The organism is Microbispora sp. NBRC 16548 (genome assembly GCF_030268985.1).
GTDB classification, from domain to species: domain Bacteria; phylum Actinomycetota; class Actinomycetes; order Streptosporangiales; family Streptosporangiaceae; genus Microbispora; species Microbispora catharanthi.
This window is the reverse complement of sequence record NZ_BSSF01000005.1, coordinates 396,905-418,785: the sequence shown is the minus strand read 5'-3', so window position 1 is coordinate 418,785 and position 21,881 is coordinate 396,905. Positions and strand designations below refer to the sequence as shown.

Genomic DNA, 21,881 nt, shown 5'->3' with positions numbered 1-21,881 from the left:
TCCACGATCGCGGCCGATCCCGCTTGTTGTGGAATACTCTGCCGGTGTCGCCGCGGCCCCGCCGCTCGCGTTCGCCGCCCGTACGACATCAGATGAGGCTAGATATGAGGATCCGTCTCCTTGCCGGCGTGCTGACGCTCGCGCTGGCCATGACCGCCTGCAGTGGCGGGAGTTCGGATGACGCCGCCGGAGCAGGCGCCGGGGGCGGCACGAAGACCGTACGACTCGCGATCAACCCCTGGATCGGCTACGAGGCCAGCGCCGCGGTCGTCGCCTATCTCCTCGAGCACGAGCTCGGCTACAAGGTCGAGAAGATCGAGAGCGCCGAGGCGGACTCCTGGAAGGGCTTCGAGAAGGGCACGGTCGACGCCGTGCTGGAGAACTGGAGCCACCCGGAGCTGAAAAAGGAGTACATCGACGACAAGAAGGTCGCGATCACTGCGGGTGAGGACGGCAACAAGGGCGTCATCGGGTGGTACGTCCCCGAGTGGATGGTCCAGAAATATCCGGACATCACGGACTGGCACAACCTGGTCAAGTACAAGGACCTGTTCAAGACCGACAAGAGCGAGGGCCTGGGCCAGTTCCTCGCCGGCGACAAGTCCTTCGTCACCAACGACGAGGCGCTCATCAAGAACCTGAACCTGCCCTACAAGGTGGTCTACTCCGGCAGCGAGGACGCGCTGATCGCGGCGGCCCGCAAGGCCACCGAGAACGAGACCCCGCTGCTGATGTACTTCTACGAGCCGCAGTGGCTGTTCAACCAGCTCAAGCTCGTCAAGATCAACCTTCCGCCGTACGCCATCGGGTGTGACGACAACGTCAAGACGATCAAGTGCGACTATCCGCCGTACCTGCTCGACAAGATCGTCAGCGTGAAGTTCGCCAAGACCGGCGGCAAGGCGTACGAGTTCATCAAGAACTGGACGTGGACCAACGACGACCAGAACGCCGTGGCCTACGACATGTCGGTGAACAAGATGAGCGCCGAGGCGGCCGCGAAGAAGTGGGTCGACGCCAACAAGATCGTTTGGCAGGACTGGATTCCGGCCTGATCCACCGGATCTCATCCATCGGGCCGTTCACCGGGCCCGTTCGAGGGGCGTGGCGCGCACGGCGTGCCGCGCCCCTCGTCGTACGCCGCGGCTCTCCTGCGCGCCTCCTTTGCCACCTTTTTACTCTTTGCTATATCTGAGGGGGATATTTCATTACCTAGGGGTGGCAGTGGGCGGGCGTGGAACCCGGTTGATCGCCGGAATCTCGGTGGCGGTGGCCGTACTGGCGGGTTGCGGGCCGATGCCCGAACTAGACGGCGACCCCACGGGCAAGGGCGGCGGCGCCAAGAGCGACTCGGGGACGGAGCGGGGCGTCAACCCGCTCGACAACCCCGACGGCACCGGCCCCGGCCTGAAGCCGATCTCGTCGGACAAGGACCGCGCGAAGGCTCGCGATCTGATCGACAAGGTGGCGACGAAGGGCCGGGGGGCGAAGACCGGCTACGACCGCGACAAGTTCGGCTACGCCTGGGCCGACAACGTGGACGACGTGCCATGGGGGCGCAACGGCTGCGACACCCGCAACGACCTGCTCAAGCGGGACGGCCGGGACATCAAGTATCGCAGCGGGTCGAACTGCGTCATCGCCTCCATGACCCTGTACGACCCGTACACCGGCAAGACCATCGACTGGAGCAAGTCGCATGCGGCGGAGGTCCAGATCGACCACGTCATGCCCCTGTCGTACGACTGGCAGATGGGCGCGTCGCGGTGGAGCGAGAGCAAGCGCAAGCAGATCGCCAACGACCCGCTCAACCTGATCCCCGTGGACGGCTCCACCAACGGCTCCAAGGGCGACTCCGGCCCGGCCACCTGGCTGCCGCCCAGCCGCGACATCCGCTGCTCCTACGCCGTGCGATTCGCCCAGGTCTCCCTCAAGTACGACCTGCCGGTGACCTCCGCCGACAAGGCGGCCATGCTGGAGCAGTGCAGATGAGCCGCCGGCTCACCGGTACACGACCTTCTTGACCGATCGGCCGGGGAACACGACGACCAGGTGCTCCTCGGCCCCTTCGCCTCCCCGGGCGTAGACGCGCAGCCGATAGCGTCCGGGGCCCTTCAACGCCAGGTTCGGCAGCCGGGCCCCGGCGCCCTCGTCGCCGTCGGCGTACGAAGGCACCTCCAGGCGCCCGCTGCGGCTGACCAGGCCGACCTCGGCCACCTGCGCCCAGCCCTTCAGCCGCAGCCGGGGAGCGGAGCCGAACGCCTTCACGGTCAGGCACATCGGCTCGTTCTCGCCGTAGGTCATCACGACCGCGGAACTGCCCGCCGCGCCGAGGAACCCGTCGTCCACGCTCGCGTAGGGGTCCTCGCCCTCTGTGGTGTCGTCCGGGTCGTACACGCCGTATCCCCCGCCCTCGAACAGGAAGTACGCTGCCGTGCCCTGCCGCCGGGCCCGTAGCCGGGGCCAGGGGTCCCGGCAGCGGGCGTTGGCCTCCGCGACGACGTCGCTCTCGTGGTCCGCGCGTGCCCCGTCCTCGGACCGGGTCGCCTCGGGTGGCCCGGCGTCGTACCACGAGCCGTTGTAGGCGGGGCGGGCGGTCTCCTCCGGCCCGACCAGCGCGAGGAACGGCAGCAGGACCGCCGCCAGCAGGATCGGCCCGGACGGGCGGAGCGGCGCAGGTTCCGGGGGCGTGCCGCGTGGGCCGGTGAGTTCCCGGGCGGAGCGGGCCAGCCACACCGCCAGGAAGACGTCGAACTCCTCCAGCATCTCCATCAGCGGCAGGGTGGTGGAGGTGAACGCCCAGAGGACGGCCATGGCGGCGAGAGGGGTCGCCAGCGACACCGTGACGTGGCGCCAGCCGGCCGTCACGGTGTCGCGGCTCCAGCGGCCGTCGCGGTGCTGGCCGAAGAGGACGGCCACCTGCCAGGCCAACGCCATCGCCAGGCAGGCGAGCAGGAGGAACCGGGGCGCCGGCACCCCGGGCACCTCGTCCATCGCGATCATCGCCAGGCCTGCCGACCCCGGCCAGGCGGTGACGAGCGCGAACACCCGGAGCCGTCCGCGGAGGGTGAGCGCGAACAGCACCTGCAGCGGGCACCACAGGGCCAGCGTGAGCGCCTCGCCGACGAGGTCGGGGAGCCGTACGGCCGGCAGCGGGGGGATCAGGGCCTGGGCGACGGCCAGGTAGAGCAGGCGCCGCAGCCAGACCGTCCGCCGGTCGGCGGGCCGCGGCGCACGCGGGGGGAGGGTGAAGACCTGGCGGAGCATCCAGGTCTTGAGCGCGAGGATCGCGAAGAGACCCACCGCGGCCACCGCGGCCACCGCGGCGAGGCCGTCCGAGGAGTAGTCGTCGAGCGGATACCACAGGACGGCCGCCCAGAGGGCGTCGAGACGCCCGGTGACGGCCGTGACCACGGCGCCGACGGCCGAGACCGCCAGGTAGGCCCCGGCCGCGATCCACCCCGCACGCTGTCGTAACACTCGGCGCCCTTTCCGGGACAAAGAAGGACGATCTTAGGGGAGATCGCTTCCGGCGGCGCCTGGCGTCATCCGGCGAGCAGGTCACGCAGGCGCGCGCACTCCCGGGCGAAGCGGCTTCCCCGGCTCGCCCGGCCAGTGGCGGCGTGCGCCGACACGACCGGGATCTCGCCGCGGGCGCCCACCCAGGCGGCCACGTCGGCGGCGAGCGTCACCGCCTCGGTATGAGTGACGTTCGGCCGCTCTCCGGCAGCGGGCAGCAGATCCGGCAGCAGGGCCCTCAAGATCTCCCACACCTGCTCGTGCGCCCCCTGATGCGCGGCCTCCCGCAGCGATGCCAGCACCGGACGGGACTCGAACCAGGTGCGGCGGATCAGCAGCGCGAGCTGACGGCCGACCGCCTCGGCGGGCAGGACTCCCCGGCTCGCCATCCGCAGCAGCAAAGGGACCGGGTCCGGGCGACGCTCGGCCAGGAAGTAGGCCACGATGAGCGCGGTCGCGTGCCCGAGTGGGCCGTCGGCGTCCGCCACGGCCTCCAGGTATGGCGGGTAGACCCCCGGGTGGTTCCACTGGTAGAGCAGGTGGGGCAGATAGTTGACGGAGACGGCCTCACGGTGCGACGGGAGCATCGACGGCCACCAGCCCATGACGTAGCCGTGATCGTCCCAGCGCCACTTCGACGGCTCGCGCAGCAGCTCGTCGATGAGAGGGTGCCCGGTCGGCTCCGCGCGCAGCACCGGCACCAGCCGCACCTGCTCGACGTGCCCCGGGGCACGCTCCTCGAACAGGTGTTCGTGCGCGCCCTCGATGTAGCCCCACTTCAGCCCCGCCTCCGGGTCGGGCAGGCCGCCCCGGGCGAGCCAGGCGGCGACGGCCGACGCCGCCCGTGATCCCACGCGTCCGGCGCGTTCGGCGACGAGGGGGTGAGCCCCCCTCGGCAGCCGCAGCAGCGCCTGCTGCAGGTCGGCGGGCAGCGGTTCCGCGCCCGCGGCGGCGCACAGCTCCAGCCGGTCCACCAGGACGCCGGGGTCGAGATGCCCGGTCAGCACCGTCGGCGTCGCCAGCAGGACGGGCGGCGGCGTCCCTTCTCGAAGCGCCCGGTAGATCTCGCTGAGCCGGTGCAGCAGGAACATGTGCGGCGGAGAGACGTGCGCGGGCTCCGGCAGCCGGTTGCGGCGGCGGAACTCCACTGCGGGGTCCGGCTCCTCCGGCGTGCCGTACAGCGGCCGGAAGCCCGAGTACATGATCTGCACGCTGAACTCGGGCTCGCCGGGATCGCGCGCAGGCGTGGGCAGCCCGTCGCGCATCGCCGCCACCCGCTCGGCGGAGACCCCGATCTCAAGGATCTGGCGGAAGATCTCCTCCCGGACGTGCTCCGGCAGGTCGCCGAAGGCCGGCTCGGGCGCGGCCTCGTCTTCAGCGCCGTCTTCGTCCTCAGAGCCTTCTTCGTCCTCCGGCCCGCCCTGGTCTTCCGGCCCGGCCTCGTGGCCGTCCATTTCGTCGGGCGGCACGGCGCTGACGTGCACGGAGAAGCTCGACCCCGCCCAGGGATCGACGGGCTCCGGATCGGGCACGCCGGGATCGGTGCCGGGAGCGATCACCTCCTTCGCCAGGGCGGCGATCCAGGCGTCCGGATCGAGCCAGCGCTCCGTGTCGTACAGGTAGGGAAAGGAGTCCCGGAAGACGGGGGCGAGCGTCTCGCGCAGGGCCGCTCGGTTCTCGCCCACCAGCGCGACGAAGCCGGCGAGCCACTGCTCGCACGCCACCCACCCGTGGAGTTCCCCCGTGGTCCGGTCCACCGTCGGTGCGGGGAACGGGCCGGGCTCGGGGAAGATCGGCAGCGGCGCGGGGGAGAACGGCTCCGGTGTCTCCTCGGCCGCGACCTCGCCGCCGAACACCGCGGCGAGCTCCCGGCCGAGATCGGCGGGCAGCAGCGGGACCGCGTCGGCGATCGGCTTCGCGTCGGCGGTCGGCTTCGCGTCCGCGCCGAACGCCGCGGCGTGCTTGAGCGCGATCCGGACGGCTCGCCGCCGTACGTCGTCGGAAGCGTGAGCGAACGCCGTGACGAGCGCGGGAACCAGTTCGCCGGCGCGTGCGGGCCTCTGCCGCACCTCCTGGTCCAGCCGGGTCAGGCCGGCGCGGGCCAGCTTGGCCTCGGGCCTGAAGGTCAGCGCCTCGATCGCCTCCTGGACGTCGGCGTCGTCGTGAGGGCCGGTGCGGTTGATCTGGGTCAGGGCCAGCTCGGCGACCGGGCCGGGGGCGGCGGGGAGCAGGCGCAGGTAGTCACGGGCCCGTTCGGCCGCCTCCTGCGGCGCCGGGTCGATCAGCTCGTGCAGGCGCACGAAGAAGCGCAGGTCCGCGGCGTCGCCCCCGCGCAGGAAACGGCTCACGCAGCCGTCCAGGAGCTCCGCCCGCGACACCCGTCCGGCACGCAGGAGCCGCCGGATCAGGGAGAGCCACGGGGTGGGCGACGGCGTGAGCCGTTCCTCACGCAGGGCGCGGCCCGCGCCCTCGGCCTCGAAGATCCGCGGCAGCAGCGCGCCGAGCAGCGGATCGTCGTCCGCCGCCTCGCCGGTCAGCCACGCGACCACGAGCGGGTCGTGCGGGGGCGGTGTCACGGCGGAGGCCCGCAGCAGCGCGAGCACCAGCGGGGCGCCCCGGTCGTCGTCGGCCCTGCGAATCTTTCCGGCGAGCCGGCCCGTCACGTCGGCCTGCCACTCGGCCGGGCGGGTGACCAGCACCCGGACCACCTCGGCCGGGTCCGGGGCCGGCGCCCACTCCGGGTAGAGCTCGCGGCGGGTCAGCCAGGCCGCCGCGGCGGCGGGCCCGGAGATCGTCCCCGCACCCGCGATCCGCAGGGACGCGCCGAACTCGGCGAGGGCGCCCCGCACGGTCCGGCGACGCTCCCAGGCGAACCACGGGTCCTCGTCGTCGAGGTCGTGGGCCCCTCGGCTCTCGCGGGCCATCTGCGTGGCGGTGTCGCGCATCTCCGTGAGGAAGCCCGGCAGCCGCCTCGCCACCTCGGCGCGCTCGGCCTCGGTGAGCGCGATCACGCGGTCGGCCAGCGTCTTCGTCTCACGTGCGGTGACGAGGTCGCGCACCTCCTGCCAAGCGCTCATCGGGCCGCCTCCGAACTCATCTCCACACCGGTCTCCACACCGGTCTCCATGCCGGTCTCCGTGGTGGACCGCGAGGCGATCCTGGCCGCGAGCACGTGCTTGCACGGCCCGCGTGAGCCGCGGTGGTCCCACCACCAGGGGCAGGTGCACGACCCGTCGGTCAGGCCGGCCTCCCGCACCCCGCCGTCGGTCCGTACGCGCGCCGTGTCGCCCGTGATCTCCACGGCGCCGGCCTCGACCAGCGCCCGCGCGGCCGTCAGCCGCGGGTTGAGGTGCTGCACGTGCTCCCTGTCGTAGGGCAGCTCGCGGTGGAAGTACGCCGCCTCGGACAGGTCGTAGCCGACCCGCCCGGCCGTGCCGAGCTGGGTGAGGGCGGCCCGTACGCGCGTGGAGGACAGCCCGGCGCGGTCGGCCAGCAGGCCGATCTCCACCTCGGGCTCGAAGTTGAGCAGCATCCCCACCACGTCGGCGTCGGCCTCGGCCTCGTCGGTGGCGAGGTCGGCCAGCACCGCGCCCTCGCCGGAGAAGCCGCGCCAGCGCTCCGGCGACAGGACCAGCGTGTAGCGCATTCCGGGCAGCTCCAGCTCCCACGCGCTCGACGCCGGGCCGCCGGAAGCGGCCGGGCCGTACACCTTGAGGCTCCTGGCGAAGCGGAGCAGGGGCAGCAGCGTCGCCAGGCGGCCCACGCCGGACAGGCACACCGCTCCGGGGCCGGGCCGGTCGGCGACGCGCAGGTCGCGGCCCGCGGGGGCGACCCACAGGTCGGCCGTCGCCCGCTTGGGCAGGGACCGCAGGAACCGCACCGCGCTCATCCCGTGCAGCTCGGCCCGCAGGTCCATGCGGGCCGCGATCACCTGGACCTCGGCGAACCCCCGCAGCCACCGCTCGGGCAGCGGCACCTTCTTCTCCACCACCGCGCCGTCGAGCGTGGTCACCGTGAGCTCGTCCGCGCCGACCCCGAGGTGCAGCGGGTCGCGCGCGCCCACCCGGGCCAGCGCCTCCCGCAGCGGGCCGTTGACGTCGACGTTGGTCGTCCCCCGGTCGAACACCTCGCCGTCCAGGGCGTTCTCGAGCAGGTCGAGCCGGGCGTACACGCCGCCGCAGGCGGAAAACGACTCGAACCGCAGCCGGTCGCCGCCGCACGTGACGACCGGATCGCGTGTCCACCCCGGACGCGGCTGGTGATAGCGGGTGAGGGCCACGTCGGCCACGCCCAGCAGGGCCGCCGCCGCGGGCGCCGCCTGGGTCACCACCCCGCTGAAGAACCTCGGCGCCACGGCGGGGCCGCTCAGGGCCTTGCCGCCGGACGTTGAGAGCCCGAGGCGTCCGTCCACCAGCATCGAAGGCGCGGCGTAGCTGTACGCCTGCGTCGCGTTTGTCATGTGCCGGAGGCTAGAGATCACCACCGACAAATCGCCGTCCGTACGGCGGGCCGTACGGACGGGGGATCAGAGGCAGCCGGAGCGAGGGTCGTTCACCTCGGGCGCGGTGTCGTCGACCGTGACCTCCAGTTGCGCGGTCGAGGCCACCAGGCTGCCGTTGGGCGCCTTCGCCTCCTTCTCGTCCACCACGACGCCGCGCTCCCCGAGCAGCTCGTAGGTGGCCGGGTCGAAGATGATCTCCTCACGCACCCCGCCGGAGACCCGGCCGACGCCGATGCCGGTCCGTCCGGCGGCGTCCTCGGTGCTCTCGGTCACCGTGACCCCGGGGATCGTGGCGGCGGCCTTGAACAGCGCCGCGCGCTGGGGCGCCGGCACGTACGTCTCCCGCAGCAGGTCGCCGACGGCCGTCCACGCCCCCGTGTCGGGCGGATTGTCGCCGTGCGGCCGGTCGTACAGGTAGGCGCGCATCTTCTCCGGGTCGGCGGGCAGCTTCTTCAGATTCGTGTAGGCGGTGTCCCGCACGCTGTTGCAGGCGGGGAGCCGCATCCACTCGGTGCCCTTCTCCTTGTACGCCTCCGGCGGGATCGGCCACCCGGGGTAGGCGTGGGGCTCCAGATATTCGATCTTCAGTGCGCCGTCCCTCGTGCCGTCGGCGGACAGCCAGATCGTCCGCTTCGTCCGATAGAGGTAGCGCGACTCCTTCTCGCCCTCGCCGACCACGTCGGCCTCGTACATCGTCTGCGAGCTGACCTTGACGAACTGGTCGTCGCGCGGCGACAGGTCGGTCACCGCGCGGGCCGCCCTGCCCAGCACCTCCTCGGCCGACATGGCCGACACCTTCGGCAGCGTCACGACTCCCGGGCTCACCTTCGCCGGCCGGGCCTCCGGTTCCGTCAGTACGGTGGTGACGGCGACGACGCCCGCCGCGGCGAGCAGCGCCGTCCCGCCCGCCAGAAGCAGGTACGGACGTGGGCGCGGGCGGGCGGGACGGCCCGCGGGGTCGGCCAGCCGCCGCCGTACGGCCGCCTTCGCCGCCAGGGAGTAGGGCGCGACGTCGGGCCGCTCACGCGCCACCAGGTCGATCTCGTCGGTCATCACACGTTCTCCTCGGGAAGGTCGAGATGGCGGCGCAGCTTCGCGCGCACCCGGTGCAGGCGCGAGCGGACCGTGCCGATGGGGATCTTCAGCGCCTCGGCCGCCTCCTCGTAGGAGAGGTCGGCCCAGGCGACCAGCAGGAGCAGGTCGCGCTCGGCGGCCGACAGCCCGGCCAGCGCGGCGGCCAGGGCGGGCCGCAGGGCGGCGGCGCTCGCCCGCTCCGCTCCGCGCTCCTCCTCGTGGGCGCCGCGCTCGCCGGCGTCGCGCGGCGCACGGGCGAGCGCTCGCAGCCGGCGGACCTCCGACCGGCGGTGCCCGGAGATGAGGTTGCCGGCGATGCCGTACAGCCAGGGCCGGGCGTCCGGCCGGGAGGTGTCGTAGCGGTGCCGCTTGCGGAAGGCCACGAGGAACGTCTCGGCCGTCACGTCGTCGGCGTGCTCGGGGCCGAGACGGCGACCGGCGTAGGCGTGGATCTCGTCCGCGTGCCGGTCGAAGACGCCCGCGAACCGCTCGGGCACCGTCAGCGACGCCTCGATCAGCCCGGCGTCGCTCGGCTCCGCGCCATCCGGCCCGGTGTCGGACGGCCCGGTGTCGGACGGCCCGGCGCCCTCCGGTCCGGTGCCGTAAAGCCGGGTGCCGGCGACGCCGCGTGCCCCGCTGCGGGTCCCGGATCCTGGGTCCGTGCCGTCGCGGGAGCCGCCGGGCTCGCGGCCCGGGGCGACCGTGGGGAAGCGCGTGTCGCCGGAGACCGTCCTCACCACCCGATTTGTCCGTTCATAGGGGATTCCTTCCGTGGGCGCCGTCGCGCCCTTCACCCCTACTCCGCCGGACGGCCCGGGCCGGTTCCGTGGGTCGCCGGAGCGACGTCAGCCGGAGGGCGTACCGCCGGGCCGTCTGGTCTGTCCGTCCGCCTGCCGCGCGACGAGCGCCCCCTCGACAGGGGACGCCACGGGGGACGCCACGGAGACCGGCTGGTCGAAGATGTCGATGTCGACCTCCTCGCCGCCGACCGTCAGCGTCTCCCAGGCTCCGCTCACCAGCAGGGTACGCAGCGTCTCGCTCGGCAGTTCGCGCAGGTGCCGGATGAGGGTCGCGTCGTCGGGCATGCCGGGAACACGTGGTGACAGGCGGTCGCGGATCTGCCGCAGGCGCTCCATCAGGGCGTCGATGTCCGCTTCCCTGTCCGGGGCGGCGCGGCCCTCCTCGATGCCCTGGACGATCGTGTCCTTGATCGCCCGGGTGACCCCCTGCTCGTCGGTGGTCACCATCGCGTTCCACGCGCGGCTCTTGTGCCGATACTGCAGCATCGACATCGCCGCCTCGTGCCGTACGAAGTCGGCGTCCCGCAACGGCCTGCCGCGCCAGTTGCGGTTGAGCGACCGGGCCAGCGAGATGGCCGACGCCAGCCCGCTGTTGAGGCCCCGCCCCGGCCAGAAGTGGATCGCGTTGGCCGCGTCCCCCAGGAGGAACCCGTACGTCCCCGGGGTGGTCGAGGTGGGGGAGTACAACCGGGCGGTGAACCGCGGCCGCTGCACCATGTCCAGCCGGAAGGCGGTGACCGCGCTCACGTCGCCATCGGCGACGCCGAAGAGCGCGAGCCCTTCCTTCGCCCGCCTCCACAGTGCCGAACCCCTGATCAGGGCGGGCAGGAACAGCGTGTGGTGGGTCGAGCAGTGGAAGTCGCCGTCCTCGGTGCGCTCCATCAGGCAGGGACTGGAGGCGACGCACTCCTCGAACACGTGCCGGACGGGGTCGATGCCGACGACCTCCGCGGCCTCGTCGTCGGTGAGCCGCATGTTCAGGAAGCCCTCGCCGCGCAGGGAGTTCAGGAGAAACCGGTTCTGCGCCACGGTCAGCAGCACGATCGCCGGGTCCGGCAGGCTGGACTTCACCCGCAGCCCCAGCACCACGTCCTGCAGGTGCCGGCCGTCGAGCGAGAAGATCGAGTCGTCGGCCCGGCCGAACCTGTCGGTGAAGTGCTCGCGGGTCCGCGAGCGCCCTCCCTCGCAGATGGCGAGCACGTGCTCCTTGGCCACGGCGTCCTGGCGCTCCGCGGGGTCGAATACCTCGGGCACCAGACGGATGCGGGCGGACCTCTCGTTCGCCATCTCCAGCAGGGTGTCCTCGATGTAGGCGATCCGGATGTTCCGCGGGCGGTGGTCGCGGATCGAGTCCGGACCGGCCGGCCACATCTCGCTGTAGGACCCCTCGGTGAACAGCCGCGACTGGACGTCCTCCGGGAGGTTCAGATACTGGCGGCTCTGCACCGTCACGACCTGCTGCCGCCGGTTGTTGCCCTGCGTGGCGTTCTTCCACACGATCCGCGGCCCGTCCTCGGTCCAGCGGCCGTCGTAGATCGTGATGGCGACCCGGTGCCCCATGAGGTGTTCGAGGAGCAGGGCGAAGGCCAGCCCGACGGGCCCGCCGCCGGAGATGGTGACGTGCAGGACCTGCTCCGGTTCGACGTCCGGGAACGACCGGCGGAACCGTTGCATCAGGGAGGTGTCCATGACCGTCTCGGCGTCGTCGAACACCTCGAAGCGGAACGTCTCCCCTCCGATGGCGATCGTGTCGCCGGGCCGGAGCACATGCGTGGTGACACGCCTGCCGTTGACCAGCGTCCCGTTGCTGCTGCCCCGGTCGAGCAGCACGTAGCCCTCGGCCTCGAGGCGCACCTCCGCGTGGAAGCGCGAGGCCCTCTCACTCGTTATCACCACACTGTTGTCGCCTCTGCGACCGAAGGTGATCGGCTTGTCGTCGATCGGGAAACGCTGACCGGCAAGGGGACCTTCATGCCCGACGATCGCAGGTGGCACCGGTCCGCCCCCTTTCCCTCGGAACCGCCGATGCGATCATTAATCGTGACACGCTTCCCGTCTGCTGCAAAGCGCCGCAGTCAGGACAGGCAATCACCCCTGCGCGAGCGAGGCGGGGGCCGGCGTCCCACGGACTCGCAGAGACGCGAGAAGTCCGGGCGTGGTCACCGACGCCTCGATCAGCCCGGCGTCGCTCGGTTCGGCGCCCTCCGCCCCTACTCGGCCGGACCGGCCGGGCCGGTTCCATCCGATGTGCTCACCCGGTGACGAGGAAGCCGTTGTGGTCGCGGGCGACCCCGCCCGTGCGCTCGGCGATCGCGAGGGCGGCCCGCCGGGCGGCGGCGGGAACGTCCGTGCCGTAACCGCCGTCCGCGGACAGCTCGTACGTCACGTCGTCGGCGTCCCATTCGGTGACGAAGACCTCGATCGGGCTCTCGGCGCTGGTGAGCAGCGTCGTGCCGGCGTCGGTCACCGTCGTGACGGCCAGGCCGGGCACGTCGTCCGCGAGCAGGCCGATCACCTCGTCCACTGCGATGAGCCGCCCGCCGGTGACCTCGGCCAGGTCCTCCGGCGGCTCCTGGCACTCCGGGTGCTCCCGGCCGCCGAGCCGCTCGGCCAGACCCCGCACGAGCAGGCTCGGGCGCGCGAAGTCGCCGCCCGCCTCGCTGTCGATGTTGCGCGCGAAGAACGCGGCCGCCCAGCCTGCCGGCAGGCCCGCCCTGGCCGCCAGCTCCGGGGTCAGCTCGATCGGCCCGCGCAGCTCCACGTTCTCGCCGATCTTGAAGCCCCGCCCGTACGGCCCGGCCTGCGGGTCGTGCAGCCGCACCGTCTCCAGCAGGGTCGCGGGATCGGGCGCGTACGGCAGCAGCAGCGTGGGCCCCTTGCGCAGCCGCCGGGCCATGAGGAAGTCGGAGATCATACCCATGCGGCCACTGTCCCGCCCGGCACTTGTGGTCGGCTTGGACTCCCCTGCTCGGACCCCGTGCGTGAACTCCGGTGCTATCGGGCGGCCGAGCCGCGGACCTGGAGGGAGGCCAGCAGCGCCGTGCTGGCCTGCGCGATCTCCTCGACCGCGCGGTCGAACGCCTCGGCGTTGTGCGCGGCGGGCGCGCGGAAGCCGGAGATCTTGCGGACATACTGCAGGGCCGCCGCCCGGATGTCCTCCTCGGTCACCTCGTCGGTGAACGGCGGGCGCAGGGTCTTGATGCTTCGGCACATGACCCCATACTGGCCGATCCGTGGCGCGGTCAGGAATGGAAGACGGCGGTGCCGAAGTCCTCTGCCACCTTGCGCAGCATCGCGGCGAGCTCCTCGCGGTCGACCGCGTCGATGCGCTCGGCCGGTCCGGACACCGACATCGCCGCGAAGGTCCGCCCGCCGTCGTGGACCGGCACGGCCATGCAGTGGACGCCGCTCTCCTCCTCGCCCAGGTCGAGCGCGTACCCCCGGGCGCGCACCCGGCCGAGCTCCTCCAGCAGCTCGCCGACCGCCGTTATCGTCCGGTCCGTACGGCGGGGCAGCCCGGTGCGCAGGAACACCGCCTCCGCGTCGTCCCGCCCGGCCAGCAGGGCCTTGCCGACGGCCGTGCTGTGCGGCAGCACCCGGCGGCCGACCTCGGCGAACATCCGCAGCCTGCGCGGCGAGGGCACCTGGGCCACGTAGACGACGTAGTCGCCCTCCAGCACGGCGAGGTTGGCGGTCTCGCCGGACAGCTCGACCAGCCTCGCGAGGTAGGGCTCGGCCCAGACCGCGAGCATCCGCTCGGCCACGCCGCCGATCCGCACGAGCGCGCCGCCGAGGGCGTAGCGCCGGTCGGACTCCTGCCGGACGTACCCGCGGGCCAGCAGCGTCTGTAACAGCCGGTGGATCGTCCCGTACGGCAGGCCGGTCGTGGCGGCGATCTCCGACAGACCGGCCTGGCCGCCGTGCTCGGACAGTGCCTCGAGCACGTCCAGCGCCCGGTCGACGCTCTGCACGCTCACCGCGTCCTCCTCCTCGGCGGTGTCATCCTCTGCGGAGACCGTCCCAGCATGCCGGGTTCGAGGCCGCGCAGCGAGGCGTCGAGCACCTCGGCCGTGTGCGCGACCCGGATCTCCCCCTTGCCCGCCCTGCGGACGGAGGCCGCGATCTGCATCGTGCATCCCGGGTTGGCCGACACCAGCAGGTCGGCGCCGGCGGCGAGCACGCGCTCGGCCTTGCGGTCGCCCAGCTGCCGGGCCGCCTCGGGCTGGAAGAGGTTGTAGGTGCCCGCCGATCCGCAGCAGACGGCGGACTCCTCGACCTCCCGCAGCTCCAGCTCCGGGATCGCGCGCAGCAGCTCGCGTGGCTGGGCGCGCACGCCCTGGGCGTGGGCGAGGTGACAGGCGTCGTGGTAGGCGATCGTGACCGGCAGCGGGTGGCGCTCGGCGACAGGTCCCAGCTCGATCAGGAACTCCGCCAGGTCGCGGGTCCGCAGCGCCTCGGCACGGGCCGCCCAGGCGGGCTCGCCGGCCAGCACCTCGGCGTAGTCCTTCATACTCGACCCGCAGCCCGCCGCGTTCACCACCACGGCGTCCACTCCGGCCCGCTCGAAGGTGGCGATCGTGCGGCGGGCGAACCCGCGCGCCTCGGCCTCGCGGCCCGAGTGCAGCGACAGCGCCCCGCAGCAGCCCTGCCGGGGCGGGATCACCACGTCGCAGCCCTCCAGCGCGAGCACCCGGGCCGTCGCCGCGTTGACCTGCGGGAAGAACTCGCCCTGCACGCAGCCGGTGAGCAGCCCGACCCGCGCCCTGCGGCGTCGCCTCGCCCGCACCAGCGGCGGCAGCCGTACGGGCCGGGGGACGCCGGGCGCCAGTTCGGCCATCGCGCCGAGGGAGGGGTGCACCTGTTCCAGGAACGGTTGCAGGCGCCTGCTCAGCCGCATGGGCAGCCGCATCGCCCGCAGTCTGCGCCGGTAGGGGAACAGCGCGAACACCAGCGCGCGGATCGCGCGCTCGTCCGGGCGGCGCACGTGCTCGCGTTCGACGACCGCGCGGGTCTGCTCGATCAGGCGGTCGTACCGCACGCCCGACGGGCACGCGGTGACGCACGCCATGCAGCCCAGGCAGGCGTCGAAGTGGCCGGCCATCGCGTCGGTGAGCGGCGTGCCGTCGACGTGCTGCCCCATGAGGTGGATGCGCCCGCGCGGGGAGTCCATCTCCTCGCCCCACAGCACGTACGTCGGGCAGGTGGGCAGGCAGAACCCGCAGTGGACGCAATCCCTGATCAGCTCGGGGTCCATCAGATGCCTCCCAGGAAGCGGCCGGGGGAGAGCCGGCGATCGGGATCGAACCGCTCCTTGACCCGGCGCATCAGCGGCAGCGCGCCGACGCGTCCCCACCGGTCGAGGCGGCGCGCGGCCTCCTGCGGCGCGGCGAGCACGACCACCCGGCCGCCGAACATCCCCTCGGCGTCGTCACGCGCCAGGCCGGTGAATCCGGCGATCTCACCGGGCAGGCCCCGCAGACCGATGTGCAGGGTCCCGGCGGCGAGCGAGCCGCGGATCGCCGGCCGTGCCCCCGACACGTGGGCGGCCTCCCCCAGGGCGGGGAGCATGTGGGGAAGCGAGGAGATCCCGATCCTGAGCTCGAGCAGGGCGTCGTCGTTCGGCGAGGGAAGCCGGTTCCACCAGGGTGGCGGCTCCTCGGTCACCTCCGCCGTCTCGCCCAGCAGTTCGCACAGCGTCTTGGCGCGCTCGGCCGCGGCGGCGCCCTCGACGAGGACCGCCAGCGTGCAGGGGCCGTCCACGTCGGGCCAGTCGATCTCCACCGCGCTCGGCTCCAGCGGCGACTCGGTCACCGCGGGGACCGCCGTCAGCAGGACGTCGGCCGCCGACATGACCCGTCCGGTCTCGGTCACCGGGCGTTCCACCGTCGCCGTCACCCAGGCGCGGGCGGCGGGCAGGGGATGGAGGCGGAACGTCGCGTCCGCGATGATCCCGAGCGTGCCGTACGAACCGGTGAACAGCTTGCCGAGGTCATATCCGGCGACGTTCTTGACGACCTTCCCGCCCGACTTGGCGATCGTGCCGTCGGCGAGCACGACCGTGACGCCGATGAGCAGGTCGCGGGCCGTGCCGTGGCGGAACCTGCGCGGCCCGGCGATGCCGGTGGCCAGCAGCCCGCCGACCGTGGTGCCCGGCACGGGCACGTCGAGCGCGAGCTCCTGGCCTCCCTCGGCGAGAGTCCGCGCCAGCGCCTCCACGGTCACCCCGGCCTGCGCCCGGACGACCAGGTCGCCCGCCGCGTGTTCCGGCACCCGGTTCATGCAGCACAGGTCGACGAGCACGTCGCAACGGGCGGGCGGCGCGCCCCAGTGCAGCTTGGTCCCGCCGCCCGTCGCGACGGCGGCCAGGTCGTGCGCGGCGCACACCCGCATCACGGCCGCGATCTCCTCGGCCGACTCGGGCAGCGCCACCCAGCGCGGCCGCACGCCCGCGACCTCGTCTCCGTCGCCGGCCGCGCGCACGGCCACGCCGGTCGCCTCCAGTGCGTCCCGCGCGTCCATCAGAACTGCTCCGCCAGACCGGCCTCGACCAGGGGATGGGCGCCCCTGCGCACTCCCGGCACCTCGCCGCACAGGCGGGGGGTGGGGAAGACCTTGCCCGGGTTGGCCAGCCCCCGGGGATCGAACGCGCACCGCACGAGTTGCATGGTGTCGAGGTCGTCCTCGGTGAACATCCGGGGCATGTAGCGGGCCTTGTCCACGCCGACGCCGTGCTCGCCGGTGATCGACCCGCCGTGCTCGACGCACAGGTCGAGGATGCGCCCGCTGACGGCCTCGGCGCGCTCGGCCTCGCCGGGCACGGCGTCGTCGAACAGCACGAGGGGGTGGAGGTTGCCGTCGCCCGCGTGGAAGACGTTGGCCACGCGGATGCCGTACTCCTCCTGCAGCCGGTCGATCCCCGCGAGCACGCGCGGCAGCGCGGTCCGCGGCACCACGCCGTCCTGCACGATGTACGCCGGGCTGATCCGGCCCACGGCGGCGAACGCCGACTTGCGGCCCCTCCAGATGGCCGCCCGCTCCTCGGCGGAGGCGGCCACCCGGATCTCGAAGGCGCCGCTGTCGCGGCAGATGCGCTCCACGGCCGCGAACTGGTGCTCCACCTCGGCATGCGGGCCGTCCAGCTCCACCACCAGTACGGCTCCCGCCCCGGCGGGGTAGCGGCAGTGGACGGCGGCCTCGGCCGCCTCGATCGCCAGCGCGTCCATCATCTCGATGGCGGCGGGCACGACGCCCGCCGCGATGATGGCCGACACGGCGTGCCCGCCGGCCTCGATGCCGGTGAAGGCGGCGAGCAGGGTCGTGACCGCCTCGGGCGCTCGCGACAGCCGTACGGTGATCTTGGTGGCGATGCCGAGCGTGCCCTCCGAGCCGATGAACGCGCCGAGCAGGTCGTAGCCCGGGTCCCGGTCCGACAGCGCTACGATCTCCCCGTCCGGCGTGACGATCTCGGCGGCGAGCACGTGGTTGACCGTGAAGCCGTACTTGAGGCAGTGCGCGCCGCCCGAGTTCTCCGCCACGTTGCCGCCGATCGAGCAGACCTGCTGGCTGGAGGGGTCGGGGGCGTAGTAGTACCCCCGGTCGCGGACCGCCTCGGTGATCGCCAGGTTCGTCACCCCGGGCTCCACCACGGCCCGGCGGTTCGGGATGTCGATCTCCAGGATCCGCCGCATGCGGGAGGTGACGATCAGCACGCCGTCCGTGCGGGGGAGGGCGCCGCCCGACAGGCCGGTGCCCGACCCGCGGGCGACGAACGGCACGCCGTGCTCGCCGCACAGCCGCACGACCGCGGCGACCTGCTCGGCCGCCTCCGGCAGCACGACCACCCCGGGCGTCGCCCGGTGGTGGGTCAGCCCGTCGCACTCGTAGGTGCGCAGCCGCACGGGGTCGGTGACGACGGCGTCCGGCGGGAGCACGGCCGCCAGCCGTGCCGTCAGCCGTTCGAGCTCGGACATCGGCTCCCGCTTCCCCTCACATCGTCACGGCATCCGCTCGTACGCAGGAAGCGTAAGGAACTCCGCGAAGTCGTCGTCAAGGGCGACCTCCTTGAACAGCGCCGTGGCCTGCGTGTAGAGCTTCTCGTCGTAGCCCGGCTCGGCGGCGATCCCGGCCAGCTCCTCCTCGATGATCCGCTCGGCGAGCTCCCGTGTCACCACCGCGCCGGTGTCGGCCAGCGTGATGTCGTTGTGGATCCACTGCCAGACCTGCGAGCGGGAGATCTCGGCCGTCGCCGCGTCCTCCATCAGGTTGTGGATCGCCGCGGCGCCGTTGCCGCCCATCCAGGCCGCCAGGTAGCGCAGGCCGACGTCCACGTTGCTGCGCAGCCCGGCCTCGGTGATCTCGCCGGGGGTCTTGGACACCGACAGCAGGTCCTCGGCCGTGACGTGGACGTCCTCGCGTAGCCGGTCGAGCTGGTTGGGCCGGCCGCCGAGCACACCGTCGAAGACCTCCCGGCAGATCGGCACGAGGTCGGGGTGGGCCACCCAGGAGCCGTCGAAGCCGTCGCCCGACTCGCGGGTCTTGTCGGCTCGCACCTTCTCCAGCGCGACCTTGTTGACCTCGGGGTCGCGGCGGGAGGGGATGAAGGCCGCCATGCCGCCGATCGCGTGCGCGCCGCGCTTGTGGCAGGTGCGCACGAGCAGTTCGGTGTAGGCCCGCATGAACGGCGCGGTCATCGTCACCGCGTTGCGCTCGGGCAGCAGGAACTCCCGCCCCCGGGTGCGGAACTTCTTGATGACGCTGAACAGGTAGTCCCAGCGGCCGGCGTTGAGGCCCGCGGAGTGCTCGCGCAGCTCGTAGAGGATCTCCTCCATCTCGAACGCGGCCGGGTAGGTCTCGATGAGTACGGTCGCCCGGATCGTCCCCTGGGGGACGCCGAGCAGCTCCTGGGCCCGGACGAACACGTCGTTCCAGAGGCGTGCCTCCAGGTGCGACTCCATCTTCGGCAGGTAGAAGTACGGCCCGCGGCCCTTGCCGATCTGCCGCTGCGCGCAGTGGAAGAAGTAGAGGCCGAAGTCGAGCAGCGACCCGGACATTCGCGCGCCGTCCACCAGGATGTGCTTTTCCGGCAGGTGCCAGCCGCGCGGGCGGACCACGATCGTGGCCAGCTCCTCGTCCGGGCGCAGCGCGTACGTCTTGCCGCCGGACTCGAAGTCGATCGTGCGGTCGAGGGCGTCGCGCAGGTTGAGCTGCCCGTTGATCGTGTTCTCCCAGGTCGGAGAGTTGGCGTCCTCGAAGTCGGCCAGCCAGACCTTGGCGCCGGAGTTGAGCGCGTTGATCGTCATCTTGCGGTCGACAGGCCCGGTGATCTCGACCCGGCGGTCCTCCAGCCCCGGGGCGGGCGGGGCGACCCGCCACTCGGACTCGCGGACGTGGGCGGTCCCGGGAAGGAAGTCGAGCATGCCGCCCGCGGACAGCTCCTCCTGCCGCGCCTGGCGCGCGGCGAGCAGTTCCCTGCGCCTGGGGTCGAACTCGCGCTGCAAGGTGGCCACGAAGCCGAGGGCCTCGGGAGTGAGGATCTCGTCGAACCGGTCCAGCAGGGGGCCTTTGATCTCGACGCCTTCCGTCATTTTCCACCTTCCGGAAAAATAGTTCTGAATCGTGGAATCGACGCTACTTCAGGAGGCGGCCGGGGGTCAACGCAAGGGATTCCTCAGGGGGTGGTCCGGGGATTCCCCGATGGGAGACGCCGCACGCATGGCCGAGGATCGGTGCATGAGACACAAGACGATGGCCGTCGCGGGGGCCGTCCTGGGCATGAGCCTGCTCGTCGCGGCGTGCGACGTGCGGATCGGCTTCGGCGGGCAGCAGGCCGTGGAGTCCTACGACGTGACGGACAAGGTGGCCGTCCTCGACGCCCGCACCGATTCCGGCGACGTCGTGGTGAACGAGAGCGACAGGTCCGGCGTCCACGTCACCGAGACCCTGCACTGGCGGGGGGACAAACCCGCGAACGGCCACTCCGTCGACGGGGACACGCTCACGCTGGCGTACAAGTGCGGCAACTGCTCGGTGGACTACAAGGTGGAGGTGCCGCGCGGTCTCACCGTCAAGATCCACACCGGATCGGGAGACGTCACGCTGCGCGACCTGACCGGCCAGGTGAACGCCTCCACCGGCTCGGGCGACGTCGACGCGCGGGGGCTCGCCGCCACGCAGGTCAACACCCGCACGGGCTCGGGGGACATCACCCTCAGGTTCTCGGCCGTCCCTACGGACGTGCAGGCCGTGACCGGGTCGGGCGACGGCCGGCTCTGGGTGCCGGACGGCGTCTACAACGTCAACGCGTCGACGGGAAGCGGCGACCGCAAGGTCGAGGTGGCGCACGACGCCTCGGCGCCGCACACGATCACGATCAGGACCGGATCGGGCGACGCCGAGGTGCACAAGCTGTGATCGCCGTCAGGCGAGCACCGGCTGGTTGGCGCGGAAGACGCCGTCGGGGTCGCGGCGGCGCTTGATCTCACGCAGCCGGGCCAGCGTGTCCGCGTCGAACGCGGAGGCGGCCTTCTCAGCGCCGTTCAGGTAGGTGAACGGCTTGCGGCCGGTCGTGTGCGGCGCCATCGCCCGCGCGATCTCCGACTGCCGCGCGGTGACCGCCTGCCCGCCCTCCGGCGACATGACCGGCCCGATCATGTTCAGCAGGTACGGCTCGGCGATGTGCCCGCACGCCCCGCCGCCGTCGGCGGGCCGGCTCAGCGCGCCGCCCAGGTGGCGCACCTGCACCGTGGTCAGGGGGGCGACGTCGCCCACGGCCGCGAGCAGGTCGTCCGCCACGGCGTCGCCGAGCCCGGTCAGCAGTTCGCCGCGGCCCGCGCCGGGCACCGGCTGCGTCGGCTCGGCGCAGATGCCGCCCAGGGCGTCCAGGGGCATCGCCGCACGGCTGTCGCTCAGCACGCCGGGGATGTCCTCGAACCGCCGGAGCAGATCGCGCCCCTCCTCCTCGCCGCCCAGGAACGTCGAGTCCACCGCGACCGCGGCGAGTCCGCGCAGCGGCTCGGGCACCTGGGGCACCGGCGGGAACTTCACCATCGCGAACCAGACGGTCAGCTCCGCGGGCGCCGCCGCGGTCACCTCCCGGTAGGCGGCGAGCACCTCGGGCGCCCGCTCGGCGGGCCACAGCATGCGCCCGCCGTACAGCAGCGGCGCCGGGTGCAGGTCCAGCTCCATCGCCGTCACCAGCGCGAAGTCGCCCCCGCCGCCGCGCAGCGCCCAGAACAGATCGGGGTCGGAATCGGCCGTGACGCGGGCCTGCGTGCCGTCGGCGCCGACCACCTCGAAGGAACGTACGGCGCCGGCCGCCCAGCCGTGCCTGCGGGCGAACCATCCGAGTCCGCCACCGAGGGTGTAGCCGGTGACGCTGACGACGGGAGAGCTGCCGGGCAGGCCGGTCAGCCCGTGCTTGCCGGTCGCGGTCAGCAACTCGCCCCACTGCACGCCGGCCTCGACGCGGGCGGTCCGCCGCTCCGGCAGGACCTCCATGCCGCGCAACCGTCCGGTGCGCAGCAGGATCGTCCCGTCGAGGCGGGTGGTGGCGCCGTGTCCGCTCGGCTGCGCCGCGACGGCGAGGCCGGCCAGCCTCGCGCAGCGGACCACGGCGGCGGCGTCGGCCGCGTCCTCGACCTCCACGACCGCGGCCACCCGCTGGTCGACCGCCCGGTTCCACGGCAGCCGCGCGGTCTCGAAGCCGTCGTCGCCGGGGACGAGGACCTGCCCGCGTACCGTACGGCGAAGGTCGGTTCCCAGGGTTGTCACGTTCTCCTCCTGCTTCACGTGTTTCGGGTCGATTCAGAGCATGAAGCAAAAGGTTTGCGATCGATTAGGAATCGGCCAGGAACGGGCTAGTTGTCCTGCCGGCCGGGCACCTTTGGTGCCGAGTTCCACCGCCGTCGATACGAATTCTTCACCTGTCGATGGAGGCGCGGAGAGGAGGTTTGGGGCAGATGACCGTTTAAGCCCGATGCTGATTGGCG

General features: G+C 72.6%; 17 protein-coding genes. 3 read left to right on the top strand and 14 right to left on the bottom strand.

The features are described from left to right. Positions 1–104: 104 nt before the first annotated feature. Together QSK36_RS16245 and QSK36_RS16240 are read left to right on the top strand one after the other, a co-directional pair. Positions 105–1,055: an ABC transporter substrate-binding protein gene (locus QSK36_RS16245; protein WP_183538868.1), complete on the top strand. Its 951-nt coding sequence runs from the start codon at positions 105–107 to the stop codon at positions 1,053–1,055. Between the two features lie 190 nt (positions 1,056–1,245). Further along, positions 1,246–1,992 (top strand): HNH endonuclease family protein, encoded by a 747-nt coding sequence (locus QSK36_RS16240; protein ID WP_225898378.1) that lies wholly within the window; start codon positions 1,246–1,248, stop codon positions 1,990–1,992. A 9-nt stretch (positions 1,993–2,001) separates the two neighbouring features. On the opposite strand, the gene QSK36_RS16235 is transcribed toward QSK36_RS16240, so the two are convergent. The 13 genes from QSK36_RS16235 to aceB all read right to left on the bottom strand — a co-directional run bounded on the left by QSK36_RS16235 (position 2,002) and on the right by aceB (position 19,478). Continuing rightward, positions 2,002–3,480, bottom strand: a complete 1,479-nt coding sequence (locus QSK36_RS16235; protein ID WP_285782967.1) for a hypothetical protein — start codon at positions 3,478–3,480, stop codon at positions 2,002–2,004. A 65-nt stretch (positions 3,481–3,545) separates the two neighbouring features. Continuing rightward, positions 3,546–6,596 carry a DUF6493 family protein gene (locus tag QSK36_RS16230; protein WP_285782966.1) on the bottom strand — a complete coding sequence of 1,017 codons (3,051 nt, stop codon included), beginning with the start codon at positions 6,594–6,596 and terminating at the stop codon, positions 3,546–3,548. Next, complete coding sequence (locus QSK36_RS16225) at positions 6,593–7,978, bottom strand: SWIM zinc finger family protein (RefSeq protein WP_285782965.1); 1,386 nt, start codon at positions 7,976–7,978, stop codon at positions 6,593–6,595. The genes QSK36_RS16230 and QSK36_RS16225 overlap by 4 nt, the downstream gene beginning before the upstream one ends. A 66-nt stretch (positions 7,979–8,044) precedes the next feature. Then, positions 8,045–9,073, bottom strand: a complete 1,029-nt coding sequence (locus tag QSK36_RS16220; protein WP_285782964.1) for a CU044_5270 family protein — start codon at positions 9,071–9,073, stop codon at positions 8,045–8,047. Continuing rightward, positions 9,073–9,831 (bottom strand): RNA polymerase sigma factor, encoded by a 759-nt coding sequence (locus QSK36_RS16215; RefSeq protein WP_352240364.1) that lies wholly within the window; start codon positions 9,829–9,831, stop codon positions 9,073–9,075. Before QSK36_RS16215 ends, QSK36_RS16220 begins: the two co-directional genes overlap by 1 nt. Positions 9,832–9,939: 108 nt before the next feature. After that, positions 9,940–11,889 carry an FHA domain-containing protein gene (locus QSK36_RS16210; protein ID WP_183538877.1) on the bottom strand — a complete coding sequence of 650 codons (1,950 nt, stop codon included), beginning with the start codon at positions 11,887–11,889 and terminating at the stop codon, positions 9,940–9,942. Positions 11,890–12,145: 256 nt separating this feature from the next. Beyond that, entirely contained in the window at positions 12,146–12,814 is a 669-nt protein-coding gene (locus tag QSK36_RS16205) for a hypothetical protein (RefSeq protein ID WP_182897552.1), read from the bottom strand. Between the two features lie 74 nt (positions 12,815–12,888). Then, positions 12,889–13,107 carry a DUF2277 domain-containing protein gene (locus QSK36_RS16200; RefSeq protein ID WP_142558590.1) on the bottom strand — a complete coding sequence of 73 codons (219 nt, stop codon included), beginning with the start codon at positions 13,105–13,107 and terminating at the stop codon, positions 12,889–12,891. Positions 13,108–13,136: 29 nt separating this feature from the next. Next, positions 13,137–13,871 carry an IclR family transcriptional regulator gene (locus tag QSK36_RS16195; protein WP_182897551.1) on the bottom strand — a complete coding sequence of 245 codons (735 nt, stop codon included), beginning with the start codon at positions 13,869–13,871 and terminating at the stop codon, positions 13,137–13,139. Further along, entirely contained in the window at positions 13,868–15,148 is a 1,281-nt protein-coding gene (locus tag QSK36_RS16190) for a (Fe-S)-binding protein (protein ID WP_285782963.1), read from the bottom strand. Before QSK36_RS16190 ends, QSK36_RS16195 begins: the two co-directional genes overlap by 4 nt. Then, positions 15,148–16,413: an FAD-binding oxidoreductase gene (locus tag QSK36_RS16185; RefSeq protein WP_285782962.1), complete on the bottom strand. Its 1,266-nt coding sequence runs from the start codon at positions 16,411–16,413 to the stop codon at positions 15,148–15,150. The genes QSK36_RS16190 and QSK36_RS16185 overlap by 1 nt, the downstream gene beginning before the upstream one ends. Further along, positions 16,413–17,864: an FAD-linked oxidase C-terminal domain-containing protein gene (locus tag QSK36_RS16180; RefSeq protein WP_285782961.1), complete on the bottom strand. Its 1,452-nt coding sequence runs from the start codon at positions 17,862–17,864 to the stop codon at positions 16,413–16,415. The genes QSK36_RS16185 and QSK36_RS16180 overlap by 1 nt, the downstream gene beginning before the upstream one ends. A gap of 24 nt (positions 17,865–17,888) precedes the next feature. Then, positions 17,889–19,478 (bottom strand): malate synthase A, encoded by a 1,590-nt coding sequence (gene aceB, locus QSK36_RS16175; RefSeq protein ID WP_285782960.1) that lies wholly within the window; start codon positions 19,476–19,478, stop codon positions 17,889–17,891. Positions 19,479–19,623: 145 nt separating this feature from the next. Between aceB and QSK36_RS16170 the strand changes: the two genes are divergently transcribed. Then, complete coding sequence (locus tag QSK36_RS16170) at positions 19,624–20,304, top strand: DUF4097 family beta strand repeat-containing protein (protein ID WP_285782959.1); 681 nt, start codon at positions 19,624–19,626, stop codon at positions 20,302–20,304. A gap of 6 nt (positions 20,305–20,310) precedes the next feature. On the opposite strand, the gene QSK36_RS16165 is transcribed toward QSK36_RS16170, so the two are convergent. After that, positions 20,311–21,663 (bottom strand): FAD-binding oxidoreductase, encoded by a 1,353-nt coding sequence (locus tag QSK36_RS16165; protein ID WP_285782958.1) that lies wholly within the window; start codon positions 21,661–21,663, stop codon positions 20,311–20,313. Positions 21,664–21,881: the final 218 nt, after the last annotated feature.